Source organism: Stenotrophomonas acidaminiphila (assembly GCA_002951995.1).
Taxonomy (GTDB): domain Bacteria; phylum Pseudomonadota; class Gammaproteobacteria; order Xanthomonadales; family Xanthomonadaceae; genus Stenotrophomonas; species Stenotrophomonas acidaminiphila_A.
The window spans coordinates 717,376-740,227 of record CP019797.1; the positions used below are offsets into that span (position 1 = coordinate 717,376).

Consider the following 22,852-nt stretch of genomic DNA (forward strand, 5'->3'; position numbering starts at 1 on the left):
TGGCCGCTGGCGCCGCGTCGTCGGACGCTGCGGCCGGCATCGCCATGGCGGCGGGCGGGATCGCCGCGCAAGCCGCCGGGGAACGCCAGCGGCACTGCCCGGGACAAAGAAAAAGGCGCGTCGACAGACGCGCCTTTTTCCTTCACCGGCCCGCCGTCATTCCGGCTGGCGGATGGGACAGCGCACCTCCTCCAGGGACGTGCAGGCGTCGCTGGCCGGGGCGATGGCCGCATCGGCCAGGCGGTACAAGCCGGCGGCGGACGAAGCGGTGGGCGGGCGGGTTGCGGGCGTGCGCACGCTGGCGGCCACTTCACGGCCCACCTGCAGGTTCTGCGCGACGGACAGGCCCTTTACCTCCAGCGTTCCTTCGCGGTAGGTAATGTCGTAGTTGCCCAGCCGTGCCCCCTGCGCATCGCTGGCGACGATGGCGTAGCTGCCAGGCTGCGCGCTCACGCCACTGCCGTCGCTGAACAGCCTGACCGCGTCGATGGTGTCATCGTTGACCAGGCCCTGCGCCGTGTAGCCGTTGAGCGGTGAGCGCTGGCCAATGGTCTTGCTGGCGTTGTTGGCGGTGATGATCAGGCCGGCCTTGCCGATGCTCAGGGTGCCGTTGACGTAGGTGATGTCGTAGTTGGACAGGCCGCTGCCATCGGCATTGCTCGCGGTGATGGTGTACTCACCGACGTTGGCGGTGGCCGCGCTGCCGGTCGAGGCCAGCTGGACCGAGGACACCGTGTCGCCGTCGGCCAGGCCGCTGACGGTGAAGCCGTTGATGCCGCCGGTCTGGCCATAGGTCTTGCTGCCGTTGTTGGCGGTGATGGTCAGCCCGGCCTTGCCGATGGTCAGGGTGCCGTTGACGTAGGTGATGTCGTAGTTGGACAGGCCGCTGCCGTCGGCGTTGCTGGCGGTGATGGTGTAGTTGCCGACGCTGGCGGTGGCCGCGGTGCCGGCCGAGGCCAGCTCGACCGAGGACACCGTGTCGCCGTTGACCAGGCCGCTGGCGGTGAAGCCGTTGATGCCGCCGGTCTGGCCATAGGCCTTGTTGCCGTTGTTGGCGGTGATGGTCAGCCCGGCCTTGCCGATGCTCAGGGTGCCGTTGACGTAGCGGATGTCGTAGTTGGACAGGCCGCTGCCGTCGGCATTGCTCGCGGTGATGGTGTAGTTGCCGACGTTGGCGGTGGCCGCGGTGCCGGCCGAGGCCAGCTGGACCGAAGACACGGTGTCGCCGTTGACCAGGCCGCTGGCGGTGAAGCCGTTGGTACCGCCTGCCTGGCCGTAGGTCTTGTTGCCGTTGTTGGCGGTGATGGTCAGCCCGGCCTTGCCGATGGTCAGGGTGCCGTTGACGTAGGTGATGTCGTAGTTGGACAGGCCGTTGCCCGCGGCATTGCTGGCGGTGATGGTGTAGTTGCCGACGTTGGCGGTGGCCGCGGTGCCGGCCGAGGCCAGCTGGACCGAGGACACGGTGTCGCCGTTGACCAGGCCGCTGGCGCTGAAGCCATTGACACCACCCGCCTGGCCGTAGGTCTTGCTGCCGTTGTTGGCGGCGATGGTCAGGCCGGCCTTGCCGATGGTCAGGGTGCCGGCGAGCAGCTCGATGTCATAGCCGAACTGGCTGGAATAGAGCCCGCTGGCACGCAGGTTGGCGCCGGTGTAGGTGCCGGCGTTGGCGCTGCTGGCGGTGTAGACGGCGCTGCCGGACACCAGCGCCGGATCGTAGCCGATGGGGAACACCAGGGCGCCGACGCTGCTGCTGGCGCTGCCGTCGTAGGTCTTGCTGGCGTTGCCGACGTTGACGCTGAGCGTGGTCATGAAGCTGCGCAGCAGCGGCGCGCTGTGGCCCTCGTACATGCGCCAGGTGGCGCCCGTGCCACCGGCGTCGTCGATGCTCCAGCCGGCCGCCACGAAGGGCGCCAGCCCGGTGAGCTGGGCGCTGGTCAACCCGGAGATGCCGCTGCCGTTGCCGGCGCCGACGCCCTGGGCCAGGCCGCTGCTGCTGGTGTTCCAGAAGCTGCCGGTGGCGGTGCCGACATTGCTGCCCACCAGGCCGCCGACCGCGCCCGCGCTGGAACTGGCCGTGCCGGTGGCATAGACACGCAGCAGGCTGCCGTCGTTGAACCCGACCAGGCCGCCCGCGGTGGCGCTGCCCTGGGCGCTGCCGGTGGCGTAGCTGTCGCGGATGACGCCGGTGCTGGCGTTGCTGCCGGCCAGGCCGCCACCATTGAGGCCGCCGCCGGCGCTGCCCGTGGCCAGCGACTCGCTGAGGGTCCCGGCGTTGCTGCCGACCAGGGCGCCGACATTGCCCGTGCCGGTGACGGTGGTGTCGCTGCTGACCCGCTCGATAACCCCGCCGGCGGCGTTGTAGCCCACCACGGCGCCGCTGTAGCTGCCGCCGGCCACGCTGCCGCCCACCAGGTTGAGGTTGCCGACGTAGCCGGCGTTGTAGCCGAACAGGCCGCTGTAGGTACTGCCGGGACGGTTGATGACCAGGCCGCTGATGCGATGCCCCTGCCCGTCGAGCCGGCCGCTGAAGGGGGTGGCCAGGCTGCCGATGGAGAGGAAGCCGGTGCCGCTGTTCCACAGCGCGCTGCTGGAGGCGTTGATGTCGTTGGCCAGGACGAAGCGGCTGCCCGCCAAGCTGGTCGACGCCAGGCCCTGCAGGCCGTAGACATCGGTGATGCGGTACGGCGTGGCGGTGCTGCCATCGCCACCCAGCGCGCGCACGAAGGTGGCGCCGGCGCCGAGGCGGAAGTCGGTGACGCTGAAGCCGGGCAGGCTGGCCGCCACCTGGCGCCAGGTGCCGCCGGTGAGATCCAGCACGCCGAGGTTGACGCCCCCGTTGCTGGTTACGGTGCCGGCAGCGGACAGGGCCAGGCTGCCGTTGGCCGCATCGATGCCATCGCCCAGCACGACGTTGCCGCCGTTGCTGGTGCTGAGGGTCAGGCCGGCGTTGTCGCCCCAGGTCAGGCGGTCGGCGACGCTGAGGTTGCCGCCTGCCGACAACTGGCGGGTGCCGCTGATGCCGAAGGTGCCGCCGCTGTCCAGGCTGAGCAGGCCGCCGGAGCCGAGGTTGGTGTCCAGGCGGTAGCTGGCCGCGCTGGCCGCCAGGTAGAGGCCGTAGCCGCTGCTGGTGAGGTTCGCAAAGTCGCCGTACGAGAGGAAGGCGAGGTCGCTGTCGGCATGGCTGCCGCGTGCGGCCAGGTAGCGGCTGCGGGTCGCCGAGAGGCTGCCCTGGCCGGTGAACAGTCGCATGGCGGCGCTGTAGACGTCCAGCCCCTGGATGCCGTTGGTGCCGATCACGTCGCCGAAGCCGGCACCGGTGTCGAGGTTGCCGTCCAGGTAGGCGATGGCGCCATTGGCGTCCAGACTGCTGGCATCGCCGAGGATGTAGTAGTAGCCGTCCGCCCCGCTGCTGGCGCTGCCGATGGCCACGCCGCCGGACACGGCGGTCAGCGTCGCGCCCGCCAGGGCGGCGGCACCGGCATTGCCGAAGGCCTTGCCGCTGATGGCGATGGGCGTGGTGCCGTAGCGCCAGCTGAAATACGGGTAGAGGTTGGCGCCGGTGCCCCAGATGGACGAGGAGAAACCGGCCGGCAAGCCACCCTGGAGCTGGGCGGTGGTGCGCCCGGTGATCCCGTTTACCAGGCCACCGGCTGCGGCCAGCGGCTGGCCGCTGGTCTGGGTGTTCCAGTAGGCGTTGCTGATGGCGCCATTGGTGCCGTTGTTGTAGCCGACGAACCCGCCTGTCTGGGTGCCGCCCGCGACGTAGCCGGTGGAGTAGCTGTTGCTGATGGTGCCGTTGATGAAATTGACCCCGGCAAAGCCGCCGATGTTGCTCGCAGAGCCCTGGCCGATCACCGCGCCGGTGGCGTAGGAGTCGGTGATGTTGCCTTCGTTGTGGCCGACGAAGCCGCCGACCGGCCCCGACGACGCCCTCACCGTGCCGGTGGCGTAGGACTGGCTGATGGAGCCGCCATCGCCGCTGTAGCCGTTGGCGCCCACCAGGCCACCGACATAGCCGAGGTTGGCGGTCGTGTTGGTGCCGGTGACGTTGCCGGTGGCATGGGAGCGGGTGATGCTGCCGCCGTTGACGTTGAAGCCGACCAGACCACCGACCTGGTAGCCGGCGCCGGTGACATTGCCGGTGGCGGAGGCATCGGCGATGGCGCCGCCGTCGTTGGTGCCGACCAGCCCGCCGGTGTTGGCTTCGCTGGTGCTGGTGCCGCTGACCGTGGTGCTGGCCGACGCGTTGCCGAGGGTGCCGCCCAGCATGTAGCCGACCAGGGCACCGACGTTGTCTCTGCCGGTGACGTTGCCGCCCACCAGCCTGACGTTGGCCAGGGTCGCGCCGGAGGTGTAGCCGAACAGGCCGACATAGTCGGTGGCCGCGCGGTTGATGACCAGGCCGCTGATGCTGTGGCCCTGTCCGTTGAAGCTGCCGGTGAACTGCTGTGCGTTGCTGCCGACCGGGCGGAAGCCCGACGCGCCCCACACCTCGCCGTAGTAGCCGCCACTGGCGGCCATGGCGCTGGCCAGGCTCAGGTCGGTGCCCAGCCGGTAATTGGCATTAAGGTCCAGCCCCATCAGTTGCAGGGCGTGGGGGGTGAAGATGGTCGTGGAGTATTCGTTGCGCAGCATCGGCCGGGTATCGCCTTCGAACATCACCCACATGTTGGTGAAGTCGAAGCCGGTGTAGGCCGACTGGTTGCGCACGGCGCTGGTCAGGCCGGTACCCCCCCCAGCGAGCTGGACTGGCCGGTGCTGTTGATGTCCCAATAGCTGTTGTTGACGGTGATGGTCGGCAGGTAGCCGCCACCGATCAGGCCGCCGGTGGTGGTGTAGCCGGTGACCTTGCCGCTGGCGTAGGTGTTGGTCAGCGTCGCGCTGGAGATCACCTCGCCCAGCAGCCCGCCCGCAAACGCGCTGGTGTTGCTGACCGTGGCGGTGACCGAGCCGGTGGCATAGGAGTCGGCCATGGCAATGCTCTGCACGCTGCCCGCCAGCCCACCCACCACGGTCAGGCCGGTCACGTCGGCGGCAGAGGACGAGTAGCGGATGATGCCGTTGTTGACCGTGCCGGCCAGGCCGCCGACGAAGGCGCTGGAGCCGGACACGCTGCCGGTCATGTGAACGTTGCTGAGGGTGCCGCCGAGGGTGGCGGCGATGCCGCCGACGTTCATCTGGCCGGTGATGCGGGCATTGGACAGGGTCAGGTCACGAACGTTGCCGCTCACGGTGCGGAACAGCCCGACGTCGTTCTCCAGCCCGCGGTTGATGGTCAGCTTGTCGATGCTGTGGCCAAGGCCGGCGAAGTTGGTGCTCGCCCCGTCCAGCGGGTTGAAGCCGGCACCGCCGTTCCAGCTGGCGGTGGCGCTGGCGTCGATGTCGTTGCCCAGGGCGTAGAAGCCGGTGCTGGTGATGTTCTGCAACGCACCGATGTCATGGATCAGGACGTAGCCGGTGCCCGCCAGGCTGAGGCTGGCATTGCTGCCGGACAGGGTCACACGGGCGCCCTTGTTCAGGCTGTAGCTGCCGCTGTAGGACAGCGACAGCCCGGCGTTGTTGCCGGTGGCGGTGATGTCCTTGTTGATGATGATGCTGCCGGCGGCGTTGAGCGCCAGCACGGTGTTGGCGCTCCAGCTGATGGGCGCGTCCACGGTGATGTTGCCGGCCTGGCTGCCGCCGACGCCGGTGGTCACCGTCACCCCGGTGCTGGCCAGGGCGTTGCTGAGGGTGGTGACGTTGAGCACGCTGTCGTTGGCGTTGCCGTTGAAACCGCCCATGCCGGAGCTTGTGCCGTTGGAAATGGTCACGTTGTACGGGTCGATCAGCCACTCGCCGGTCTTGCCGTTGGGCGCCAGGGTGGTGATCCTGACGTCGTCGGCGATCTTCACGTGGGCGCCGCTGGTCTCGATGAAGCCGCCATCACCGCCGTCCGGGGCACTGGCATCGAGGGTGCCGGCGACGTTCACGACGCCGCCGTCGAAGTCGCCCATCAGCAGGATCCTGCCGTCCTTCTCGCCCACCGTGCGGGCTTCGATCACCCCGGTATTGTTGACCACGGTCTTGAGCAGGGCATCGCCGGCGTGGGCGGTCAGCAGCACCTGGCCGCCACCGGCCTTGATCAGCTGGTGGTTCTCCACCAGGGCATCGACCATGGCCTCATCGACCCGCAGGTTGAGCAGGCCGTTGCCGGCGAAGTCCAGGGTCATGGCATCGCCGGCGGCCAGCGCCACGCTGCCCTGGTTGGCGACGATCACGCCGTGGTTGCTGACCCTGCCGCCGAGCAGGGCGATGGCGCCGCCTGCGCGGGTGTTGAGCGAGCCGTGGTTGATCACCGCCGCATTGCGGCCGTCGCCCTTGAAGCGGTAGTTGCCGGCGGCGAAGTCGGCGTCGCTGATGCCCAGGGTGGAGGCGACCAGGCCGCCGACGTTCACCTGGGCGCTGGCGCCGAACAGTACGCCGTTGGGATTGACCAGGAAGACCCGGCCATTGGCGTCCAGCTGGCCCATGATCAGGGAGCCGTCGACGCCGAGTACGCGGTTGAGCGCGATCGCGTTCGCGCCGGGCTGGTTGAAGGTGACCTTCTGCCCGGCACCGATGTTGAAGCTCTGCCAGTTGATCGCCAGTTTGTCGCTGGCCTGGTTGATGACCAGCTGGTTGCCGCCGGGCGCGCCGATCTGGCCGCTGCCGGACACGATGTTGCCGCCGGTCGGCAGCGATTGCGCCATCAGCCCCTGGCTGCTGATGGACACCAGCAGGCCCAGCGCCAATGGCGTCAGCCGCGGGCCGGCCGGCAGGCGGCGCGTGGCGCCGCTCGTCGCGCCGGGAGAGGCACCCAGTTCGGAGGCCACCTGGACCTGGCCCAGGGCGCGGTTGAACACGAGACGGTAGATGCGATTCATGGCCGGTGTCCTTAGAAAGTGGTGCTGATGCGTGCCCAGTACTGGGTGCTGTGTCCATCGGCGGCGCGGTAGCTGCCCGTAGGGCGGGCGCCGCTCACTTCCAGCCGCAGTTCCGGCTTCCAGGGCAGCCGCAGGCCGATCGCGACACCGGCGCCTTCCAGCGTCGTGGGCTGGAAGCCGATGCGGCGGTTGTCGGCTGCCGGGGAGGTGCGGCCCCAGTCGTAGAACAGGTTCAGTTCGACCAGGTCGCCCCAGCGACGGCCATTGAACGGCGAGGGCGTGTCGGCAAAGCCCGGCGCGCTGACCTGGTACTCGAAGGTCGCCTGCACGCCACGGTCACCCAGTGCCGTGGACAGCGGATAGGCGCGCACGCTGGTCGGTCCGCCGACGCTGAACTGCTCCACCGGGGTCAGCGCATCATCGCTGAACTGGGCGTTGCCGCGCAGCAGCAGGCGCTGGTTGCCGGGCAGGGCCTGCAGGCGCGCCAGCGCCAGCCGGCTCACCCAGAAGTAGGAGTCGTGCGCGGCATACAGCCAGTTGAAGGCCGGGGAACCATCCTTGACGGATTTGCGCACCGACAGCTGCGCCAGGTTCATGCCACGCCAGCGGCGGTCCGTATGGCGCAGGCTCATTCCGGCCTCGACCACGTCGAAGGTGTGGCGCGAGAGTTCGATGTCCAGGCCCTCGAGCCTGGATTCCTCATGGACCCAGCGCGCCGACGCCTGGACCTGCAGGTCCGGGCGCTGGATGAACTTCCAGTCGCTGCCCGCGTAGAAGAGCGTGGTCGGGCCCTTGATGCCGATGGCGGCGAACGGCCCGGAGTTGAGCTCGATCTCGCTACGGCTGGCGCCGGCAATGGCGCTCAGCCCATCGACCGTTGCCAGCGGAGCGCTCAGGGACAGCGCCGCCTGCCAGCTGTTGGCCGGGTCCAGCCCGTAGCCGACGCTTGCGGCGAGCACGTCGCCCAGGCCCAGTGCATTGAACGCGCTCACGCCCAGCTCGGCGCGGTACTGGCCGGTGCTGTCGGTGCCGTGGTTGCTCAGGCCGGCGGTGATTTCATAGGGGCGTTCACTGTCGCGGGCGACCAGGATGATGTCGGTCTCGCCTTCGTTCTGGCCCGGCTGCAGCACCGAGGTGACCGACACCCCGGGCAGGTCGCGTGCGTAGAGAAGGGCGCGTTCCAGCTCCGCCTGGCGCAGCGGGCGGCCGATCAGGCCCAGGCTGCTGGCGCTGAGCTGGTCGTCGCGATAGCGCCGGCTGCCCTGTACCAGCACCCGCCCGACCCGGCCTTCCATCACCTTCAGCGTCAGTGTCTGGCTGTCATCGATCTGCTGCGGCGGCACGTAGGCCACCGAAACCAGGAAGCCGGCCTCACGGTAGGCCTGGGTGATGCGCGCGGTGATCTGTTTGATCTGCTCGAAGGTCAGCGCTGCCGGCAGCGTGGGGCTGATGTCGCGCAGGGCCTGGTTGGCGACGGCATCGATCGCCGCGCGGCTGATGCCGCTGTCCGGGTGCTCGCCGACGCCTTCGACCGCGATGCGGGCGATATGCACGGTGGCAGGCGCCGTGGTGGGCGCGGCATCCTGCGCCCATGCGCAGGGGCTGAGGACGCACGCCAGCGCGGCGGCCAGTACGGCGCAACGCAGTGGGTGGATACGGGGGACGCGAATCGGGGTGTTGCTGCCATTGAGAGGCATCAGCGTGGTATCCGTCAGTGGTTTTGAGAGCGCTTGCCTGGGAACGCGACCGGCTTACTTTCTAACCGGGAAAAGTGCCCCGATGGCATCACCCGATTTGCAGGTGGGCGGGATCATATGTGACCCCTATCGCAATTTGAATTACCCGCTTCGCGGCAGGGTCGGGACCGGCCCTGAAAACGGCCAGCGTCCGCGGTCCATGCGGCCGCAGGGCCCGTCGCCCGGGGGCCATCGGACCCGCCCTGCAGGTGTCATTGCGGGCGCGGAACTCCACGGGGCATTGCCGCCCCCGGGAGCGGCCCGGGGTACCCGGGCGTTGCGTCCCCGGCGATGCGGAGGGAGCGCCCGGGGCCGCTCGTTCACGCCGGCACCGGCGCGCGGCCCGGCGTGGATCGGGCACTGCGGACCAGCGCATCCGGCGGCCGCAGCGATGGCCGGATGCGCCGCCCATCGCTGCGGCTGCACCCCATGTGTTTGCGCGCTGGCGCCTGCCGTCCGCGTCCGCGCCCTCCGGGTGCCAGGAGCGGCATTGGTCCTGCTCCGTGCCGCCCGCTGGACCCGCTCCGCAGGTCAGCCCCGGGCCAGGCCGGGCCGCACGCGTGCGCAGCAGCGCTGACAGCCGGGCCTTCGTCCAATATACTGTCCCCCAGTACAGGATAGGAGCCCGCGCGTGCCGCATTCACCCGAGGAAAAGAAAAAGGTCCTGGCGCGGGTGCGGCGGATCCGCGGGCAATGCGATGCGCTGGAGCGCGCGCTGCAGGCCGGAGCCGACTGCGGGCCGGTGCTGCAGCAGATCGCGGCCATCCGCGGTGCCGTCAACGGGCTGATGTCCGAAGTGATGGAAGCGCACCTGCGCGAGGAATTCGGCCAGCCGGCGCAGTCGGACGCGCAACGCGCCGCGCGCGTGGCCGAGATGTCCGGCCTGATCCGTTCCTACCTCAAGTAGGAGCAGCGCCGGCGACGACGGCGCTGCCTGCGCAGCTGCGCACCGGCCGCATGGCGGCCGCGCATGGATGCGCCGCATCGCCCCCGGCAGCCCACTGCAACCGCCGAACCCGAACAACCGCTACAGGAGAAAACCATGAAGTCACGTGCCGCCGTCGCTTTCGGCCCCGGCCAGCCGCTGCAGATCGTCGAGATCGACGTCGCCCCGCCGAAGGCGGGCGAGGTGCTGGTCCGGATCACCCACACCGGCGTCTGCCACACCGACGCGTTCACCCTGTCAGGCGATGATCCCGAAGGCCTGTTCCCGTGCGTGCTCGGCCATGAAGGGGCGGGCATCGTGGTCGAGGTCGGCGAGGGCGTGACCTCGGTGAAGCCGGGCGACCACGTCATCCCGCTGTACACCGCCGAGTGCGGGCAGTGCCTGTTCTGCAAGAGCGGCAAGACCAACCTGTGCACCGCCGTGCGCGCCACCCAGGGCAAGGGCGTGATGCCCGACGGCACCAGCCGCTTCTCGTACAACGGCCAGCCGATCTACCACTACATGGGCTGCTCGACCTTCTCCGAGTACACCGTGGTGGCCGAGGTGTCGCTGGCCAAGGTCAACCCGCAGGCCAACCCGGAGCATGTGTGCCTGCTGGGCTGCGGCGTCACCACCGGCATCGGTGCCGTGCACAACACCGCCAAGGTGGCCGAAGGCGACAGCGTGGCCGTGTTCGGCCTGGGCGGCATCGGCCTTGCGGTGATCCAGGGCGCGCGCCAGGCCAGGGCCGGGCGCATCATCGCCATCGACACCAATCCCTCCAAGTTCGCACTGGCCCGGCAGTTCGGCGCCACCGACTGCGTCAACCCGAAGGAGCACGACAAGCCGATCCAGCAGGTGATCGTGGAGATGACCGGCTGGGGCGTGGACCACAGCTTCGAGTGCATCGGCAACGTCAACGTGATGCGCGCGGCGCTGGAGTGCGCGCACCGCGGCTGGGGCCAGAGCGTGATCATCGGCGTGGCCGGCGCCGGCCAGGAGATCTCCACCCGTCCGTTCCAGCTGGTCACCGGGCGCAAGTGGATGGGTACCGCCTTCGGCGGTGTGAAGGGCCGCAGCCAGCTGCCGGGCATGGTCGAGGACGCGATGAAGGGCGATATCGAACTGGCACCGTTCGTCACCCACACCATGGGCCTGGAGCAGATCAACGACGCCTTCGACCTGATGCACGAAGGCAAGTCGATCCGCAGCGTCGTCCACTTCTGACGGGCGGCCGGGGCACGCCCCGGCCATGCCTCCGCGCGACTGGAGAGAACCATGCAACGAATCGAACACCGCGCCTGCTTCGGCGGCTGGCAGGACGTGTACCGGCACCGCTCCCAGGTGCTGGGCTGCGACATGACGCTGGGCGTCTACCTGCCGCCGCAGGCGCAGGACGGGGCCCGGCTGCCGGTGCTGTACTGGCTGTCCGGGCTGACCTGCACCGAGCAGAACTTCATCACCAAGGCCGGCGCGCAGCGCTACGCCGCCGAGCACGGCATCATCCTGGTGGCGCCCGACACCAGCCCGCGCGGCGACGACGTTGCCGATGCCGAAGGCTACGACCTGGGCAAGGGCGCGGGGTTCTACCTCAATGCCACGCAGCCGCCGTGGGCGCCGCACTACCGCATGTACGACTACGTCGTCAGCGAGCTGCCGGCGCTGGTCCAGGCGCAGTTTCCGGCCAGCGATGCGCGCGCGATCAGCGGCCATTCGATGGGCGGGCACGGTGCGCTGGTGATCGCGCTGCGCAACCCGGGGCGCTACCGCAGCGTGTCGGCGTTCGCGCCGATCGTGGCGCCGTCGCAGGTGCCGTGGGGCGAGAAGGCGTTTGCCGCCTATCTCGGCCAGGACCGCGATGCGTGGCGGCAGTACGACGCCACCGCGCTGGTGGCCGGGGCCGCGGAGCGGCTGCCGCTGCTGGTGGACCAGGGCGGCGCCGACGAGTTCCTCGAGCCGCAGCTGCGCCCGCAGCTGCTGGCCGATGCCTGCGCGGCCGCCGGCCATCCGCTGCAGCTGCGGATGCAGCCCGGTTACGACCACAGCTACTACTTCATCGCCAGCTTCATCGGCGAGCACATCGCCCATCACGCCCGCGCGCTGGCCTGAGCGGCCGCGGGAGCGGGGCGTCGGTGTGGTCGCGGCAGTCCGCTGCGGCCGCATCGCGCCGCGGCGGAATCCCCGCTGCGGCGCCTGATCCGCGGCTTCCGGGCTGTCCCTGGCTGTGGCCGCGGCGCGATTCGCCGCATTCCCCGCCTGCCCATCGCCGCCGTCGCTGTCGCAGGCGGAGCCGTGGACGAGGTTGCAGTGGCCGCAGGCAGTCGCGGCAACAGCTGCCGGAGCAGGTGCGGGACGCATGTGACGGCCGCCAGCGCGACCCAGCGGCCACGTATTCCTGCGCGGTGCCTGCGGACGACGTAGCCGCAGCGACCGGGCCTGCGGGAGCGGTTGGCCGGTGATGCGCGACCGTTGCGCCGCCCGTGCCCTGTGGGCGCGTGCGTGGGCCCCGGGTACCGGCGCGGCCGGTTCGTTCGTCCGGCAGCGCTGCCAGCTGCGGGGCGAGGACCGCGCGCCTGTGCGTCCGCCGCCGGCCGCTCCGTGCGTGTCTGCGCCGACGTTCCTGTCGGCCTGGCGGGATGCGGCCGGGTCAGGCGCCGCGGTGGCCGTGATGGCCGCGATCACGGTGCTGTCTCGTCCACCACGAAGTCGGTGTAGGCGTAGCGCGCATCGCGCAGCACGGTATCGCCCTGCCGCAACTGCAGCGGCGCGGCGAACATCGGGCCGGCGCTGACGCAGGTGTGGAACTCGCCGTTCTCGCCGCAGGCGTCGATGGCGTCCGGCAGCGCGTCGAGCAGGGCGTGGTCGAAGTCACGGCCGGCGAAGGCGGCGTCCAGTACCCGGGTATCCACGCAGCACAACTGCGCGCGCAGGCCGCCGTCGATCATCTGCCGCGCCAGGGTGGCGGTATCGCGCCCGAACAGCGGGAACAGGCAGTCCCAGTCCAGCGCGGCGTACTGCTGCTGGCGCCAGTGGCGGATGTCCTCCAGCAGCAGGTCGCCGAAGGCCAGGGTACGCAGTGCCGGCCAGCGCAGGCGGGCGGCTTCAAGCGCCTGGCCCATGCGCTGCAGGTAGCCGGCATTGTCGCAGTCCTGCGCGATCCAGGCGCGCAGCAGCGGCAGGCCGGCGGCGTGCGCCTGCTGTCGCAGCACTTCCTCGCGTATGCCCTGCATCGACGCGCGCTCATAGCCCTCGGTGAGGGTGCTCAGCAGGGCGACTACTTCGATGTCCGGGCGCTGGCGCAGGGCGTGCAGCGCCCAGGCGGCATCCTTGCCGCCGCTCCAGGAAAGCAGGACCGGGGTGGCCACTCAGCGTACGTCGCGCAGTTCCCAGTGGCTGCCCGCCAGCCAGCGCAGGCGCTGCTTGAGCACGTCGCCGGGAATGCGGGTAATGGCGACCAGGTCGATGCGCAGGTCCGATTGCCTGCCGCTGACCGTCGCCTCGGGATCGGTCACGCCCCAGCTCGGGTCGACGTCGTCGGGATCCTCCTGGGTGGCGCGCCAGCGCTCGAACAGCGCCGGCGTGCGCAGGGCGTCCTGCAACTGCTCGGCGAACGTGTCGGCACCGTTGGCGGTGAACGACAGGCGCGGGTCGCTGCCGCGCGCGGCGGCGGGATCGGGCAACGAAATCGAATAGTGCACGGGCATGCGGGGTCTCCTTGGGTGGGGGCCAGTGTGCCGCAACGGGCGTGGTGCCGGCGTACACGCCGGCGCCGATCAGCTCTCGAACGCGTGCGGCTGGTCGGCAAAGCCAACCGTCACCGCGCCCTTGCCGACGTTGACCATGCCGGTCAGGCTCATCACCGTTTCGAGCAGGGTCACGCCGTGCGCCAGGCAGGTTTCGCGCAGGGTGGCATGGCCGGGCAGGGCGCGCAGTTCGTCGAGCGGGCCGCCGTAGCTCACGCACACCACCGGGGTCAGCAGGCCCGCGGCCACGCGCTGGCCGACGAAGCCGAACAGCCGCTGCACCGCGTTGTCGAAGCCCTTGATCTTGGCCACCGGCGCGGTCTCGCCGCGGTAGCCGTGCAGCACCGGCTTGATGTCCAGCGCGCTGCCCAGCGCGGCGGTGAGCAGGCCGACGCTGCGGTCGCCCTTGTGGCGGGCGCGGGCGCGCATGTAGTACAGGTCGCGGGTGACCATGTAGCCGTGCACGTTGCCGGCCAGTTCTTCCAGCCGCTCGCGCATCTGCGCCACGCCGGCGCCGGCATCGCGCAGCCGTACCGCCTCCACCGCGGTCACCGCCTGGGCGGCGAACAGGTTCTGGGTGTCGAGCACGCGCAGGGCGAACGGCGAGTTGTGCCCGGCGGCCTGGCGGATCGGCCGGTACTCGTTGAGGATGGCGAAACTGGCCTGCAGCGCGTTGTCGTGGATCGGGCTGCGGGTCTTGGTGATGGTCAGGCAGAACACGTGGTCGTAGTCGATCACCAGGTGCTGCAGGAACAGGTCGCGGATCTGGTTGACGCTGAACGGGATGGTCTCGGCCTCGGCGCCGCGTTCGGCGACGTGGGTATCGAGGAAGTTGAGGGTGGCGTCTTCCTCGCGGTGGTCGGCCAGCACCGCCTCACCGATGCGCACGGTGATCGGCAGCAGGACCAGCTTGTGTTCGCGGATGAAGTCGGCCGGCAGGTCGCAGGCCGAATCCACGACGATTCCGATGCGCATGCTCGAGTCCCCCGGGGCGTTGTGTGGCTGCGGTCACACTAACCCAAAACCGGCGTCGCGGCAGGTGCCACCCTGCCGCGACGCCGGATGCTGTGACCTCAGCGGCGGTAGGCCGGCGGGGTGGTGCTGCCGCGCAGGTAGCGGTCGCGCAGTTCGGTCTGGCGCGAGCGCATCGGCACCGCGCGCCCGCCCAGCCACATGCGCTCGGCATAGTGGCCCACGTCCAGCGGGTCGCCTTCCCACAGCACCAGGTCGGCCTGCTGGCCCACCGCGATGCTGCCGATGCGGTCGGCCACCCCGAACGCCTGCGCCGGGACCCGGGTCAGCCCGGCCAGCGCCGCCTCCCAGGGCAGGCCGTGGGCCACCGCGTTGCCGGCCAGCTGGCGGATTTTGCGCGCGTTGTGCGAGGCGTCGCCGTCCTGGCTGAAGGCCACCGGCACCCCGGCCGCGTGCAGCCGTGCGGCGTTCTCCAGGGTGGCGCCGATCTGGTCGAAGCTGGCCGGCAGGTTGGCCAGCGCGTCGACAAACACCGGCACCCCGGCCGCGGCCAGCTGCGGCGCCAGCCGCCAGGCCTCGGCGCCGCCGGCGATGGCCACGCGCACCTGCTCGCGCCCGGCCCAGCGCAGCAGCTGGCGGATGTCCGCGGCGCGGTCCACGCGCACCACGATGCGCCCGTTGCCGGCGAGATAGCGCGCCAGCACCGCGCGCCCGGCGGGGGTCAGCAGCGCATGCGGCGAATCGGCGGCGACGCGGCCGCGCGCTTCGGCCACCATCTGGTCGAGCAGCATCCACTGCGCGGCACGCGAGCTGCCGGACAGTTCCGCGCCGGCCGCGCCCAGGCGCACGAACAGCATGCGCGGGCCGATGGGGTCGGCGCTGCCGTCCAGCCGCATCACCCCGCCCTGGCCGGCGATGAAGCCGCCGCCGCTGTTGGCGCCCAGCGCGGTGAAGCCGATGCCTTCCACCCGCGCCACCGGCACCAGCACCGAGTCCGGGTTGTAGGCCAGGGTGACGTCGAACTCGGGGCGCTGCGGCTGGTCCTCCAGCTTGACCGCGCTGTCCACGGTCGCGGCCTCGCCGGAGATCTCCTCCACGCCGATGTCGGTGATGCCGCCGAACAGCGCCGGGGTCAGCGGGCGGCCGCCGGCATCGACCACCTCCACCCCGGCCGGCGCGGCCAGCCCCGGGCCGATGGCACGGATCACCCCGCCCTGCACCAGCACGTCGCTGGCATTGAGCGTGCCGCGCGCGGTGGCGGTGTGCACGGTGGCATTGCGGACCAGCACGTCCTGGGCGCAGGCGATGCCCGGCACGGCCGCGGCCAACAGCGCCAGGCGGCGCAGGAACACGAGGGACGCGCTCATGGCTGCACCTCCTGGCCGAGCATGAAATCACTCAGTGGCTGCTGCGCGCGGTTGCCGCGGTCGTAGGCCTGGAAGCCGTCGACATAGACCTTTTCGGCCAGCGCGTAGGAACTGAAGGGGTTGCCGTTCCAGACCACCACGTCGGCCATCTTGCCCGGCTCCAGGGTGCCGGTGCGCTGTTCGATGCCGAGTGCGCGCGCGGCGTTGGCGGTGAGCCAGCGGATGGCGTGTTCCGGCGCGATCTCGCCCATGCCGGCGCGGCGTGCGCTGGCGATGACCTTGGCCGCTTCCTGGTTCAGGCGCTGGATCCCCTCCGGCGAATCCGAGTGCACGATGGCGCAGCTGTTGGCCGGGCGGTCGACCAGCGCGATGTTCTCCTGGATGCCGTCGAAGGCTTCCATCTTGAAGCCCCACCAGTCGGCCCACAGCGCGCCGCACACGCCTTCGGCGGCGAGCCGGTCGGCGAGCTTGTAGGCTTCCACGCCGTGATGGAACGCGGCCACCTTGAAGCCGAATTCCCTGGCCAGGTCGAGCATGGTCGCCATCTCATCGGCGCGGTAGCAGTGGATGTGCACGCGGATGTCGCCCTGGATGGCGCCGGCCAGGGTGTCCAGCTTGAGGTCGCGCTTGCCGCCGCTGTCGCCGGCGCTGTCGCCGTTGTCGTCGCGGCCGAAGCGACGCTTGCGCTTGACCGGCGCGGCGGTGTTCTTGGCGATGTACTCGCTGGCGTCGATGAAGGCGGCGCGGTAGCCGGCGACGTTGCCCATGCGCGTGGCCGGCGCGGTGCCCTTGCCGCCATACACGCGCTTGGGGTTCTCGCCACAGGCCATCTTCAGGCCCCACGGCGCGTCGGGGAACTTCATCGCCTGGTAGGTGGTGGCCGGCAGGTTCTTCAACGTCACCCCGCGGCCGCCGACCAGGTTGGCCGAGCCGGGCAGTACCTGCATCGCGGTCACGCCGCCGGCCAGCGCCGCGGCGAAGCCCGGGTCCTGCGGCCACACCGAATGTTCGGCCCAGACGTTGGCGGTCACCGGCGCGGTCATCTCGTTGCCATCGCCATGCGCCTGCACGCCGGGGCTGGGATACACGCCCAGGTGCGAATGCACGTCGATGATGCCCGGCGTGACCCACTTGCCGCGGCCGTCCACGCGCACCGCGTCGGCCGGTGCCTGCAGCGCGTTGCCGACCGCGACCACGCGGCCATCGGCCAGCAGCACGTCGGCGTCGTCCAGGCGCCGCCCGGTGCCGTCGAGCACGGTGGCGTGGCTGATCAGCACCGGCGCGGCGGGCAGTGGCCGATAGGTGCTGGGGTAGGGGTCCTGCACGAAGCGCGAGGTGGCGTCGGCAGGCGCGGGTTGCGCGCAGGCCAGCGCCAGGCCGAGCCCGGCCAGCAGTCGGTGTCGCATGGGTTCTCCATAGGCGGCGTGGAAGGTGCCCGCACGCTAGCCGTGGCCCCGGGATTTGCCAAGTGCATGGACTGGCGGGGTTGCAGGCGCGATCCGGCGCGCGGCCGTGGTGGTATCCAGAGCGGTGCGGGCCGCTTAAGCTGCACCGTCGCGGGCCAGCGTCGCCCCGCGGGCGGCCGAACGATCAGGGACTGGAGTGATGGAAGCAGTACAGACAGTGGTGGATTTCTGGCGTTCGGCGGGGCCGCGGCGGTGGTTCGCGCGCGACGACGCCTTCGACGAGGAGTTCCGCCGGCGCTTCCTGGACCTGCATTACCTGGCCGCGCGCCGCGGCTGCGAGGAGTGGCTGCACAGCGCTGACGGCGCGCTGGCGCTGCAGATCCTGCTCGACCAGTTCCCGCGCAACTGTTTCCGCGGCACTGCCCATTCCTTCGCCACCGACGGACTGGCGCGGCACTACGCCATGCGCACCATCGAGGAAGGACTGGACCGCGAACTGACGCCGCAGCTGCGCGCCTTCATCTATCTGCCGTTCGAACACTCGGAAGACCCGCAGGACCAGGAGCGCTCGGTGGCGATGTTCGAGGTGCTCGGCGACCTGGAGTACCTGCGCTTCGCCGAGCTGCACCGCGACATCATCCGCCGCTTCGGCCGGTTCCCGCACCGCAACGCGGTACTGGGCCGGATTCCGACGCCGGAGGAACTGCACTTCCTGGCCGAGGGCGGTTTCGCCGGCTGACGGCGGCGCGGCGGGTGCTGTCGTCGCGGGCGCCCCTCCAGTCGCGAACGCGGCGTTGGTGCGAATGCTCCCTGCGCATGGCCCCTCGCGACTGACCCCGCTCCTGCAGGCGTTGCCACCGGCTCGGTTGCGGCCACCGGAAACGCAGACACCGGCTTGCGCCGGTGTCTGCCTGCCTGCATGGTCGCTGCCGCGCGGTCAGTAGCGCGGCACGCTGTTGTCCACGTCCTGCGCCCAGGCGTCGATGCCGCCGGTGACGTTGTAGACGCGGGTGAAGCCCAGCGCGCGGAACTGCTCGGCCGCCTGCGCGCTGCGTCCGCCGCGGTGGCACAGGAACGCCAGCGCGGTGTCCTTGGGCAGCGCCTCCAGGCGGGCACGGTTGTCGCCGTCGAAGGTCTCGAACGGGGCGTTGATGGCGGCGATGGCGCGCTCGTCGGCCGGGCGCACGTCCACCAGGGTCAGGCTGCCGGCGCGCAGCTGGTCGTCGGCGCTGCGCACGTCCAGTTCCTGCACCGGCCTGGGCGCGTTGGGGTTGTCGATGGCCAGGCCCTGGCCGCGGATGTCGTCCACCCAGTCGATGGTGATGCCGTTGGCGCGGCGCGCGCTGGCCGCGTCGAACTGCACGCGCAGGCCGTTGGATTCGGCGGCGATGGCGTTGGCGTCGAGCGGGGCCAGCTGGAAATTCGGCTGGAAGCGCGCGTCGATGCTCAGCTGCAGCGCGGCGCCCGGGGCGTCGGCCAGCGCGCCCTTGAGCATTTCCACCGCGGCCGGGGTGATGGTGATCGACGGCGGGGTGCGGTCCGGCGGCGCCACCCCGAGCAGGGCGCTGAGTTCGCCGCTGTTGGCCATCTGCAGCATGATGTCGCTGCCGCCGACCAGTTCGCCGTCCACGTACAGCTGCGGGATGGTCGGCCAGTCGCCGTAGGCCTTGATGCCCTCGCGGATCTCCGCGTCGGCCAGCACGTTGACGTGGGCGAAATCGACACCCAGGTCCTGCAGCACGCCGACGGCCTTGGCCGAGAAGCCGCACTGCGGCATGGCCGGCTGGCCCTTCATGAACAGGACGACGCGGTTGGCGCCGAGGAGGGATTCGATGCGTTCGCGCAGGGCGGGATCCAGGGACATCGTGAACTCGTGAAGTTGGTCTGTGACAAGGGCGATTCTACGCCGCATGGCATCATGGGACATGACCGCCACGGGAACCCTGCATCGCACGCCCAGCCATCCCTGGCGCTGGGTCGGCTGGCTGCTGCTGTCGCAGGCGCTGGTGGCGCTGGCCTGGGCCGCGCTGGGCTGGACCACCGGCCTGCCGCTGCTGCTGGCCAGCCACGCGCTGTTCGTGGTGCCGGTGTTCCTGCCCAACAGTCGCTTCTACGCGCCGGTGTTGTCGCGGCTGCCCGGCCCGGCGGTGTGGTTGACCATCGACGATGGTCCGTCCGACGACACCCTGGCGATCCTCGACCTGCTCGACCGCTACGACGCCCGCGCCACCTTTTTCATGGTCGGCGAGCGCGCGGCGGCACGCCCGGAACTGGTGCGCGAGGTGCTGCGCCGCGGCCACGGGCTGGGCAACCACAGCCATTCGCATCCGCAGGCTTGGTTCTGGCGCCTGGGGCCGCGGCGCATGGCCAGCGAGATCGGGGATTGCCAGCAGGTGTTGACGGCGATCGCCGGGACGCCGCCGCGCTGGTACCGCTCGGTGGTGGGCATGACCAACCCGTTCGTCGCCGCGGCGCTGCGCCGGCACGGGCTGGCGCGGGTGGGCTGGAGCGCGCGCGGCTTCGACGGCGTCCACTGCCAGCCGCAGACGGTGGTGGCGCGCATCGTCCGCGACCTGGCGCCGGGCGCGATCGTGCTGCTGCACGAAGGCGCCGCGCATGGCCACAATGCCGCCATCGTCGAATCGGTGCTGCAGCAGCTGCAGATGCGCGGGTTGCCCGCGCGGCTGCCGGAAACCCCGTAGACTCGCCGCCCGCCCTGCCGGCGGCGCCTGGACCCACCGCATGCCCTTTTCCCGACTCGGCCTGTCTCCCTACGTGTTGCCCGCACTGGCGCGCGCGCTGAAGCAGGCGGGCTACGCCGCGCCCACGCCGATCCAGCAGCAGGCGCTGCCGGTGCTGCTGAAGGGGCAGGACGTGCTGGCGCTGGCACCGACCGGCTCGGGCAAGACCGCCGCCTATGTGCTGCCGGCCCTGCAGCAGTTGTTCCTGGCACCGCCGCGCAGGCCGCGGGTGCTGCGGCAACTGGTGCTGGTGCCCACGCGCGAGCTGGCGCTGCAGGTGGCCGACGTGTTCGCGACGCTGGGCCGCGAACTGCCGCGGCAGCCGCGGGTGGTGTGCGCGGTGGGCGGGGTGTCGATCAACCCGCAGATGATGGCGCTGCGCGGGGGCGCCGACGTGGTGGTGGCCACCCCCGGGCGCCTGCTCGATCTGCTGGCGCACAACGCGCTGTCGCTGCGCCAGGTGCAGCTGCTGGTGCTGGACGAGGCCGATCGGCTGCTGGAACTGGGCTTCGGCGACGAGCTGCGCCGGATCCTTGCCGAACTGCCCGTGCAGCGGCAGACGGCGTTGTTCTCGGCCACCTTCGCCGAGCCGATCGCGGCACTGGCGGACGCCGGCCTGCGTGCGCCCGCGCGCCTGCAGGTCGATGCGCAGGCCCCCGCGCGGATCGAGCAGCGCGCGTTGCGGGTCGATGGCGCGCGCCGCGTCGAGTTGCTGCTGGCGCTGCTGGCCGATCCGCGCTGGCGGCAGGTGCTGGTGTTCGTCGCCAGCATCCGCGAGGGCGACCGTCTGGCCGGCGCGCTGCGCGGGCACGGCATCGCCGCGCAGGCACTGCATGGCGACCTGTCGCAGGGCCGCCGGGTGCGCACCCTGCAGGCGTTCAAGGAGGGGCAGCTGCAGGTGCTGGTGGCGACCGACGTGGCCGCGCGCGGCATCGACATCGCCGGCCTGCCGGTGGTGGTGAATTACGCATTGCCGCGCTCGCCGGCCGATTACCTGCACCGCATCGGCCGCACCGGCCGTGCCGGCGCCACCGGACTGGCGGTGAGCCTGGTCGAGGCTGCGGCGCTGGCGCACTGGCGGGTGATCTGCCGGCGCCATGGCCTGCGCCTGGAGCCGGAAGTGGTGCCGGGTTTCGAGCCGGCCGAGGCGGCGCCGGCCGCCGTGCCGGCCGGCGACGGCAATGGCGGCATCAAGGGCCGCCGGCCCAGCCGGAAGGACCGGCTGCGCGCCGCGGCGGCTGCGGACAAGACCGCCGGCTGAACTGCGCGGGGCCGGGCAGGGCCCGGCAGCGCAGGCGCGGTCAATCCTCGAAGTCGCTTTCCGGCGGCAGGTCCGCGGCGGCCGCCGGGCGCGGCGTGCGCTTGCCGGGCTTGCGCAGCACTTCCACGTAGAACTGGCGGTTGCCAGCGGCCACCAGCGCGTCCACCGCACGGATCAGCTCGGGAAACGGCACCGGCTGCGCGCTGGCCTCGTCGACGCCGGCCTTGCTGTCGAAATCCCAGAAATCGGCGCCGGCCGGCAGCGGCTTGCCGCGCTCGCGCCTGACGTACTTGCGGATGTCGTGCTTGCTGGCTTCCAGCAGGCGCTCGGGATGCTTGCCTTCGATATCGAGGCGGTAGGTTCTTCTCACGGGACTCTCGTCAGGGTGCCGGCCCGGGACGGGCGGGGCAATGGCACGATTATCCGCGCAAACGGTGCCGCCGTGGTTCAGGCGCGGCGCGCGACCAGCAGCCAGTTGTTGAAGGGCGTGTTGCCGTACAGCGGCGACAGGCTGACCTGCAGGCCGGCCTGCTCGAGCAGCGCGCGCAGGCTGGCGGCGTCGGGGTAGTGGCGCGGGCGGAACTGCATCCAGCCGATCCAGTTGGCGGCGCGGTCGCCGATGCGCGAGATGCGGCCGCGGCGGCTGTCGTCGGCCAGGGCCATGCGCAGGACCAGCCGGCCATCGCCATCGAGCATCGCCGCGGCGCGCCGCAGCAGCGCCGATTGCGCCTCGGCCGGCAGGTACTGGAGGACGTCGAGGATGGCCACGCTGCCGCGGTGCTCGGGCAGGGTGGTGGCCAGGTCCATCACCTCGAAAGCGCTGGCGGCCAGGCCGGCACGGCGGGCGACGGCATCGGCGCGGCGGATCTTGGCGGCATCGTTGTCCACCCCGCGGTAGCGCTGCGGCTGGCCGTCGTGGCGCAGCGCATGCGCCAGCAGGCCCAGCCCGCAGCCCATGTCCAGCAGCGGCGCGTGGCTGCCGCGCAGCGCCTCCAGCACGCCGGGGTAGAGCGGATCGCTGCGCAGCTTGGACAGCACGTAGCAGTAGTCCCAGCGGTTGCCCAGCGGGTGGCGCGGGGCGAACGCGCGGGCGATGGCCCGGGCATCCTGGGCGGCCATGGCCGCGGTCCCGGATGGCCTGCTCACGCGGCGGTCGTGCCGGTCAGCAGGTCGGCCGCCACCGGCAGCGCCTGCTCCACCCACAGCCGGTACATCGCCGCCGAAGGGTGCAGGCCGTCGTCGACCAGCATCGCCGCCTCGGCACCCTGCGCGCGGCTGGCCGGGGTGATGTCGACGAACGCCACGCCGTAATCGCCGCAGCAGGCGCGCGCGGCGGCGTTGAAGTCGTCGATCTCGCAGGCGATGACGGCCGCGTCGCGGCCGTGCGCGGCCGCATACGGGGTCACCCCCCAATCGGGAATGGACAGCACCAGTACCCGCCGCGGGTCTTCGGCGGCAAGCCCCACCGCGCGTTGCAGCAACTGCTCGAACTGCTGGCGGTATTCGGCGAGCGGGCGCCCGCGGTACTGGTTGTTGACCCGATCAGCAGGCTCGCCAGCGCGTACGGGCCACGTGGCGCGGCCGCGTCGATGGCGGCGGCCAGTTCGTCGGTGGTCCAGCCGGTGGTGGCGATGACCTCCGGGTCGGCCAGTGCCAGGCCACGCGCGCGCAGCGCCGCGGCCAGCTGGAACGGCCAGGTGCCTGCGGCGGGCACGCCTTCGCCGATGGTGTAGGAATCGCCCAGCGCCAGGTAGCGCGCGCTGCTGGCCGTGGCCGGTCCGCTGTTGCCCATCGCCGCG

Annotated in this window: 17 protein-coding genes and 1 pseudogene; 6 read left to right on the plus strand and 12 right to left on the minus strand. The window is 71.1% G+C overall.

Annotation, left to right across the window (positions count from 1 at the left end; genetic code table 11):
* Window positions 1-156: 156 nt before the first annotated feature.
* From B1L07_03085 to B1L07_03095, 3 genes are read right to left on the minus strand one after another with little or no spacing between them, the layout of a single operon-like run.
* Entirely contained in the window at window positions 157-4,710 is a 4,554-nt protein-coding gene (locus B1L07_03085) for a hypothetical protein (GenBank protein AUZ54269.1), read from the minus strand.
* 8 nt (window positions 4,711-4,718) lie between these two features.
* Window positions 4,719-6,902 carry a hypothetical protein gene (locus tag B1L07_03090; GenBank protein ID AUZ54270.1) on the minus strand — a complete coding sequence of 728 codons (2,184 nt, stop codon included), beginning with the start codon at window positions 6,900-6,902 and terminating at the stop codon, window positions 4,719-4,721.
* An 11-nt stretch (window positions 6,903-6,913) separates the two neighbouring features.
* On the minus strand, window positions 6,914-8,548 hold the full coding sequence (locus B1L07_03095) for a hypothetical protein (protein ID AUZ56434.1): 1,635 nt from the start codon (window positions 8,546-8,548) through the stop codon (window positions 6,914-6,916).
* Between the two features lie 721 nt (window positions 8,549-9,269).
* On the opposite strand from B1L07_03095, the gene B1L07_03100 reads away from it, so the two are divergent.
* The 3 genes from B1L07_03100 (at window position 9,270) to B1L07_03110 (ending at window position 11,672) form a co-directional block, all read left to right on the plus strand.
* Window positions 9,270-9,545: a regulator gene (locus tag B1L07_03100; protein AUZ54271.1), complete on the plus strand. Its 276-nt coding sequence runs from the start codon at window positions 9,270-9,272 to the stop codon at window positions 9,543-9,545.
* 135 nt (window positions 9,546-9,680) lie between these two features.
* Window positions 9,681-10,790, plus strand: a complete 1,110-nt coding sequence (locus B1L07_03105; GenBank protein ID AUZ54272.1) for an S-(hydroxymethyl)glutathione dehydrogenase/class III alcohol dehydrogenase — start codon at window positions 9,681-9,683, stop codon at window positions 10,788-10,790.
* Window positions 10,791-10,841: 51 nt separating this feature from the next.
* Window positions 10,842-11,672, plus strand: a complete 831-nt coding sequence (locus tag B1L07_03110) for an S-formylglutathione hydrolase (protein AUZ54273.1) — start codon at window positions 10,842-10,844, stop codon at window positions 11,670-11,672.
* A 569-nt stretch (window positions 11,673-12,241) separates the two neighbouring features.
* Here B1L07_03110 and B1L07_03115 read toward each other — a convergent pair.
* From B1L07_03115 to B1L07_03135, 5 genes are all read right to left on the minus strand, one after another.
* On the minus strand, window positions 12,242-12,928 hold the full coding sequence (locus tag B1L07_03115; GenBank protein ID AUZ54274.1) for an ATP-binding protein: 687 nt from the start codon (window positions 12,926-12,928) through the stop codon (window positions 12,242-12,244).
* Window positions 12,929-13,267 carry a hypothetical protein gene (locus tag B1L07_03120; protein ID AUZ54275.1) on the minus strand — a complete coding sequence of 113 codons (339 nt, stop codon included), beginning with the start codon at window positions 13,265-13,267 and terminating at the stop codon, window positions 12,929-12,931.
* Between the two features lie 69 nt (window positions 13,268-13,336).
* The gene (locus B1L07_03125) at window positions 13,337-14,281 is read right to left on the minus strand and encodes a fatty acid-binding protein DegV (GenBank protein AUZ54276.1); all 945 of its coding nucleotides are present in this window, start codon (window positions 14,279-14,281) and stop codon (window positions 13,337-13,339) included.
* A gap of 98 nt (window positions 14,282-14,379) precedes the next feature.
* Entirely contained in the window at window positions 14,380-15,645 is a 1,266-nt protein-coding gene (locus tag B1L07_03130; protein AUZ54277.1) for an amidohydrolase, read from the minus strand.
* Window positions 15,642-17,051, minus strand: a complete 1,410-nt coding sequence (locus tag B1L07_03135) for an amidohydrolase (GenBank protein AUZ54278.1) — start codon at window positions 17,049-17,051, stop codon at window positions 15,642-15,644. The genes B1L07_03130 and B1L07_03135 overlap by 4 nt, the downstream gene beginning before the upstream one ends.
* A 199-nt stretch (window positions 17,052-17,250) precedes the next feature.
* Between B1L07_03135 and B1L07_03140 the strand changes: the two genes are divergently transcribed.
* Window positions 17,251-17,790 (plus strand): hypothetical protein, encoded by a 540-nt coding sequence (locus B1L07_03140; protein AUZ54279.1) that lies wholly within the window; start codon window positions 17,251-17,253, stop codon window positions 17,788-17,790.
* A 198-nt stretch (window positions 17,791-17,988) separates the two neighbouring features.
* Here B1L07_03140 and B1L07_03145 read toward each other — a convergent pair whose 3' ends face one another.
* Window positions 17,989-18,915 (minus strand): monothiol glutaredoxin, Grx4 family, encoded by a 927-nt coding sequence (locus B1L07_03145; protein AUZ54280.1) that lies wholly within the window; start codon window positions 18,913-18,915, stop codon window positions 17,989-17,991.
* Between the two features lie 61 nt (window positions 18,916-18,976).
* On the opposite strand from B1L07_03145, the gene B1L07_03150 reads away from it, so the two are divergent.
* The gene (locus tag B1L07_03150; GenBank protein AUZ54281.1) at window positions 18,977-19,753 is read left to right on the plus strand and encodes an acetyl xylan esterase; all 777 of its coding nucleotides are present in this window, start codon (window positions 18,977-18,979) and stop codon (window positions 19,751-19,753) included.
* A 40-nt stretch (window positions 19,754-19,793) separates the two neighbouring features.
* Window positions 19,794-21,053 carry an RNA helicase gene (locus tag B1L07_03155; protein ID AUZ54282.1) on the plus strand — a complete coding sequence of 420 codons (1,260 nt, stop codon included), beginning with the start codon at window positions 19,794-19,796 and terminating at the stop codon, window positions 21,051-21,053.
* Window positions 21,054-21,093: 40 nt separating this feature from the next.
* Here the strand turns inward: B1L07_03155 and B1L07_03160 are convergent, their stop codons facing one another.
* The 3 genes and pseudogenes from B1L07_03160 to B1L07_03170 form a co-directional block, all read right to left on the minus strand.
* Complete coding sequence (locus B1L07_03160; GenBank protein AUZ54283.1) at window positions 21,094-21,423, minus strand: hypothetical protein; 330 nt, start codon at window positions 21,421-21,423, stop codon at window positions 21,094-21,096.
* Window positions 21,424-21,500: 77 nt separating this feature from the next.
* The gene (locus B1L07_03165) at window positions 21,501-22,172 is read right to left on the minus strand and encodes an SAM-dependent methyltransferase (protein ID AUZ54284.1); all 672 of its coding nucleotides are present in this window, start codon (window positions 22,170-22,172) and stop codon (window positions 21,501-21,503) included.
* A gap of 23 nt (window positions 22,173-22,195) precedes the next feature.
* Window positions 22,196-22,845: pseudogene (locus tag B1L07_03170) on the minus strand (lysophospholipase).
* Window positions 22,846-22,852: the final 7 nt, after the last annotated feature.

Excerpts from the sequence above, each read along its gene's own strand:
- B1L07_03090 (AUZ54270.1), bottom strand. The coding sequence starts at position 6,902 with ATGAATCGCATCTACCGTCTCGTGTTCAACCGCGCCCTGGGCCAGGTC.
- B1L07_03105 (AUZ54272.1), top strand. The coding sequence starts at position 9,681 with ATGAAGTCACGTGCCGCCGTCGCTTTCGGCCCCGGCCAGCCGCTGCAG.
- B1L07_03110 (AUZ54273.1), top strand. The coding sequence starts at position 10,842 with ATGCAACGAATCGAACACCGCGCCTGCTTCGGCGGCTGGCAGGACGTG.
- B1L07_03120 (AUZ54275.1), bottom strand. The coding sequence starts at position 13,267 with ATGCCCGTGCACTATTCGATTTCGTTGCCCGATCCCGCCGCCGCGCGC.
- B1L07_03125 (AUZ54276.1), bottom strand. The coding sequence starts at position 14,281 with ATGCGCATCGGAATCGTCGTGGATTCGGCCTGCGACCTGCCGGCCGAC.
- B1L07_03130 (AUZ54277.1), bottom strand. The coding sequence starts at position 15,645 with ATGAGCGCGTCCCTCGTGTTCCTGCGCCGCCTGGCGCTGTTGGCCGCG.
- B1L07_03135 (AUZ54278.1), bottom strand. The coding sequence starts at position 17,051 with ATGCGACACCGACTGCTGGCCGGGCTCGGCCTGGCGCTGGCCTGCGCG.
- B1L07_03140 (AUZ54279.1), top strand. The coding sequence starts at position 17,251 with ATGGAAGCAGTACAGACAGTGGTGGATTTCTGGCGTTCGGCGGGGCCG.
- B1L07_03145 (AUZ54280.1), bottom strand. The coding sequence starts at position 18,915 with ATGTCCCTGGATCCCGCCCTGCGCGAACGCATCGAATCCCTCCTCGGC.
- B1L07_03150 (AUZ54281.1), top strand. The coding sequence starts at position 18,977 with ATGACCGCCACGGGAACCCTGCATCGCACGCCCAGCCATCCCTGGCGC.
- B1L07_03155 (AUZ54282.1), top strand. The coding sequence starts at position 19,794 with ATGCCCTTTTCCCGACTCGGCCTGTCTCCCTACGTGTTGCCCGCACTG.
- B1L07_03165 (AUZ54284.1), bottom strand. The coding sequence starts at position 22,172 with ATGGCCGCCCAGGATGCCCGGGCCATCGCCCGCGCGTTCGCCCCGCGC.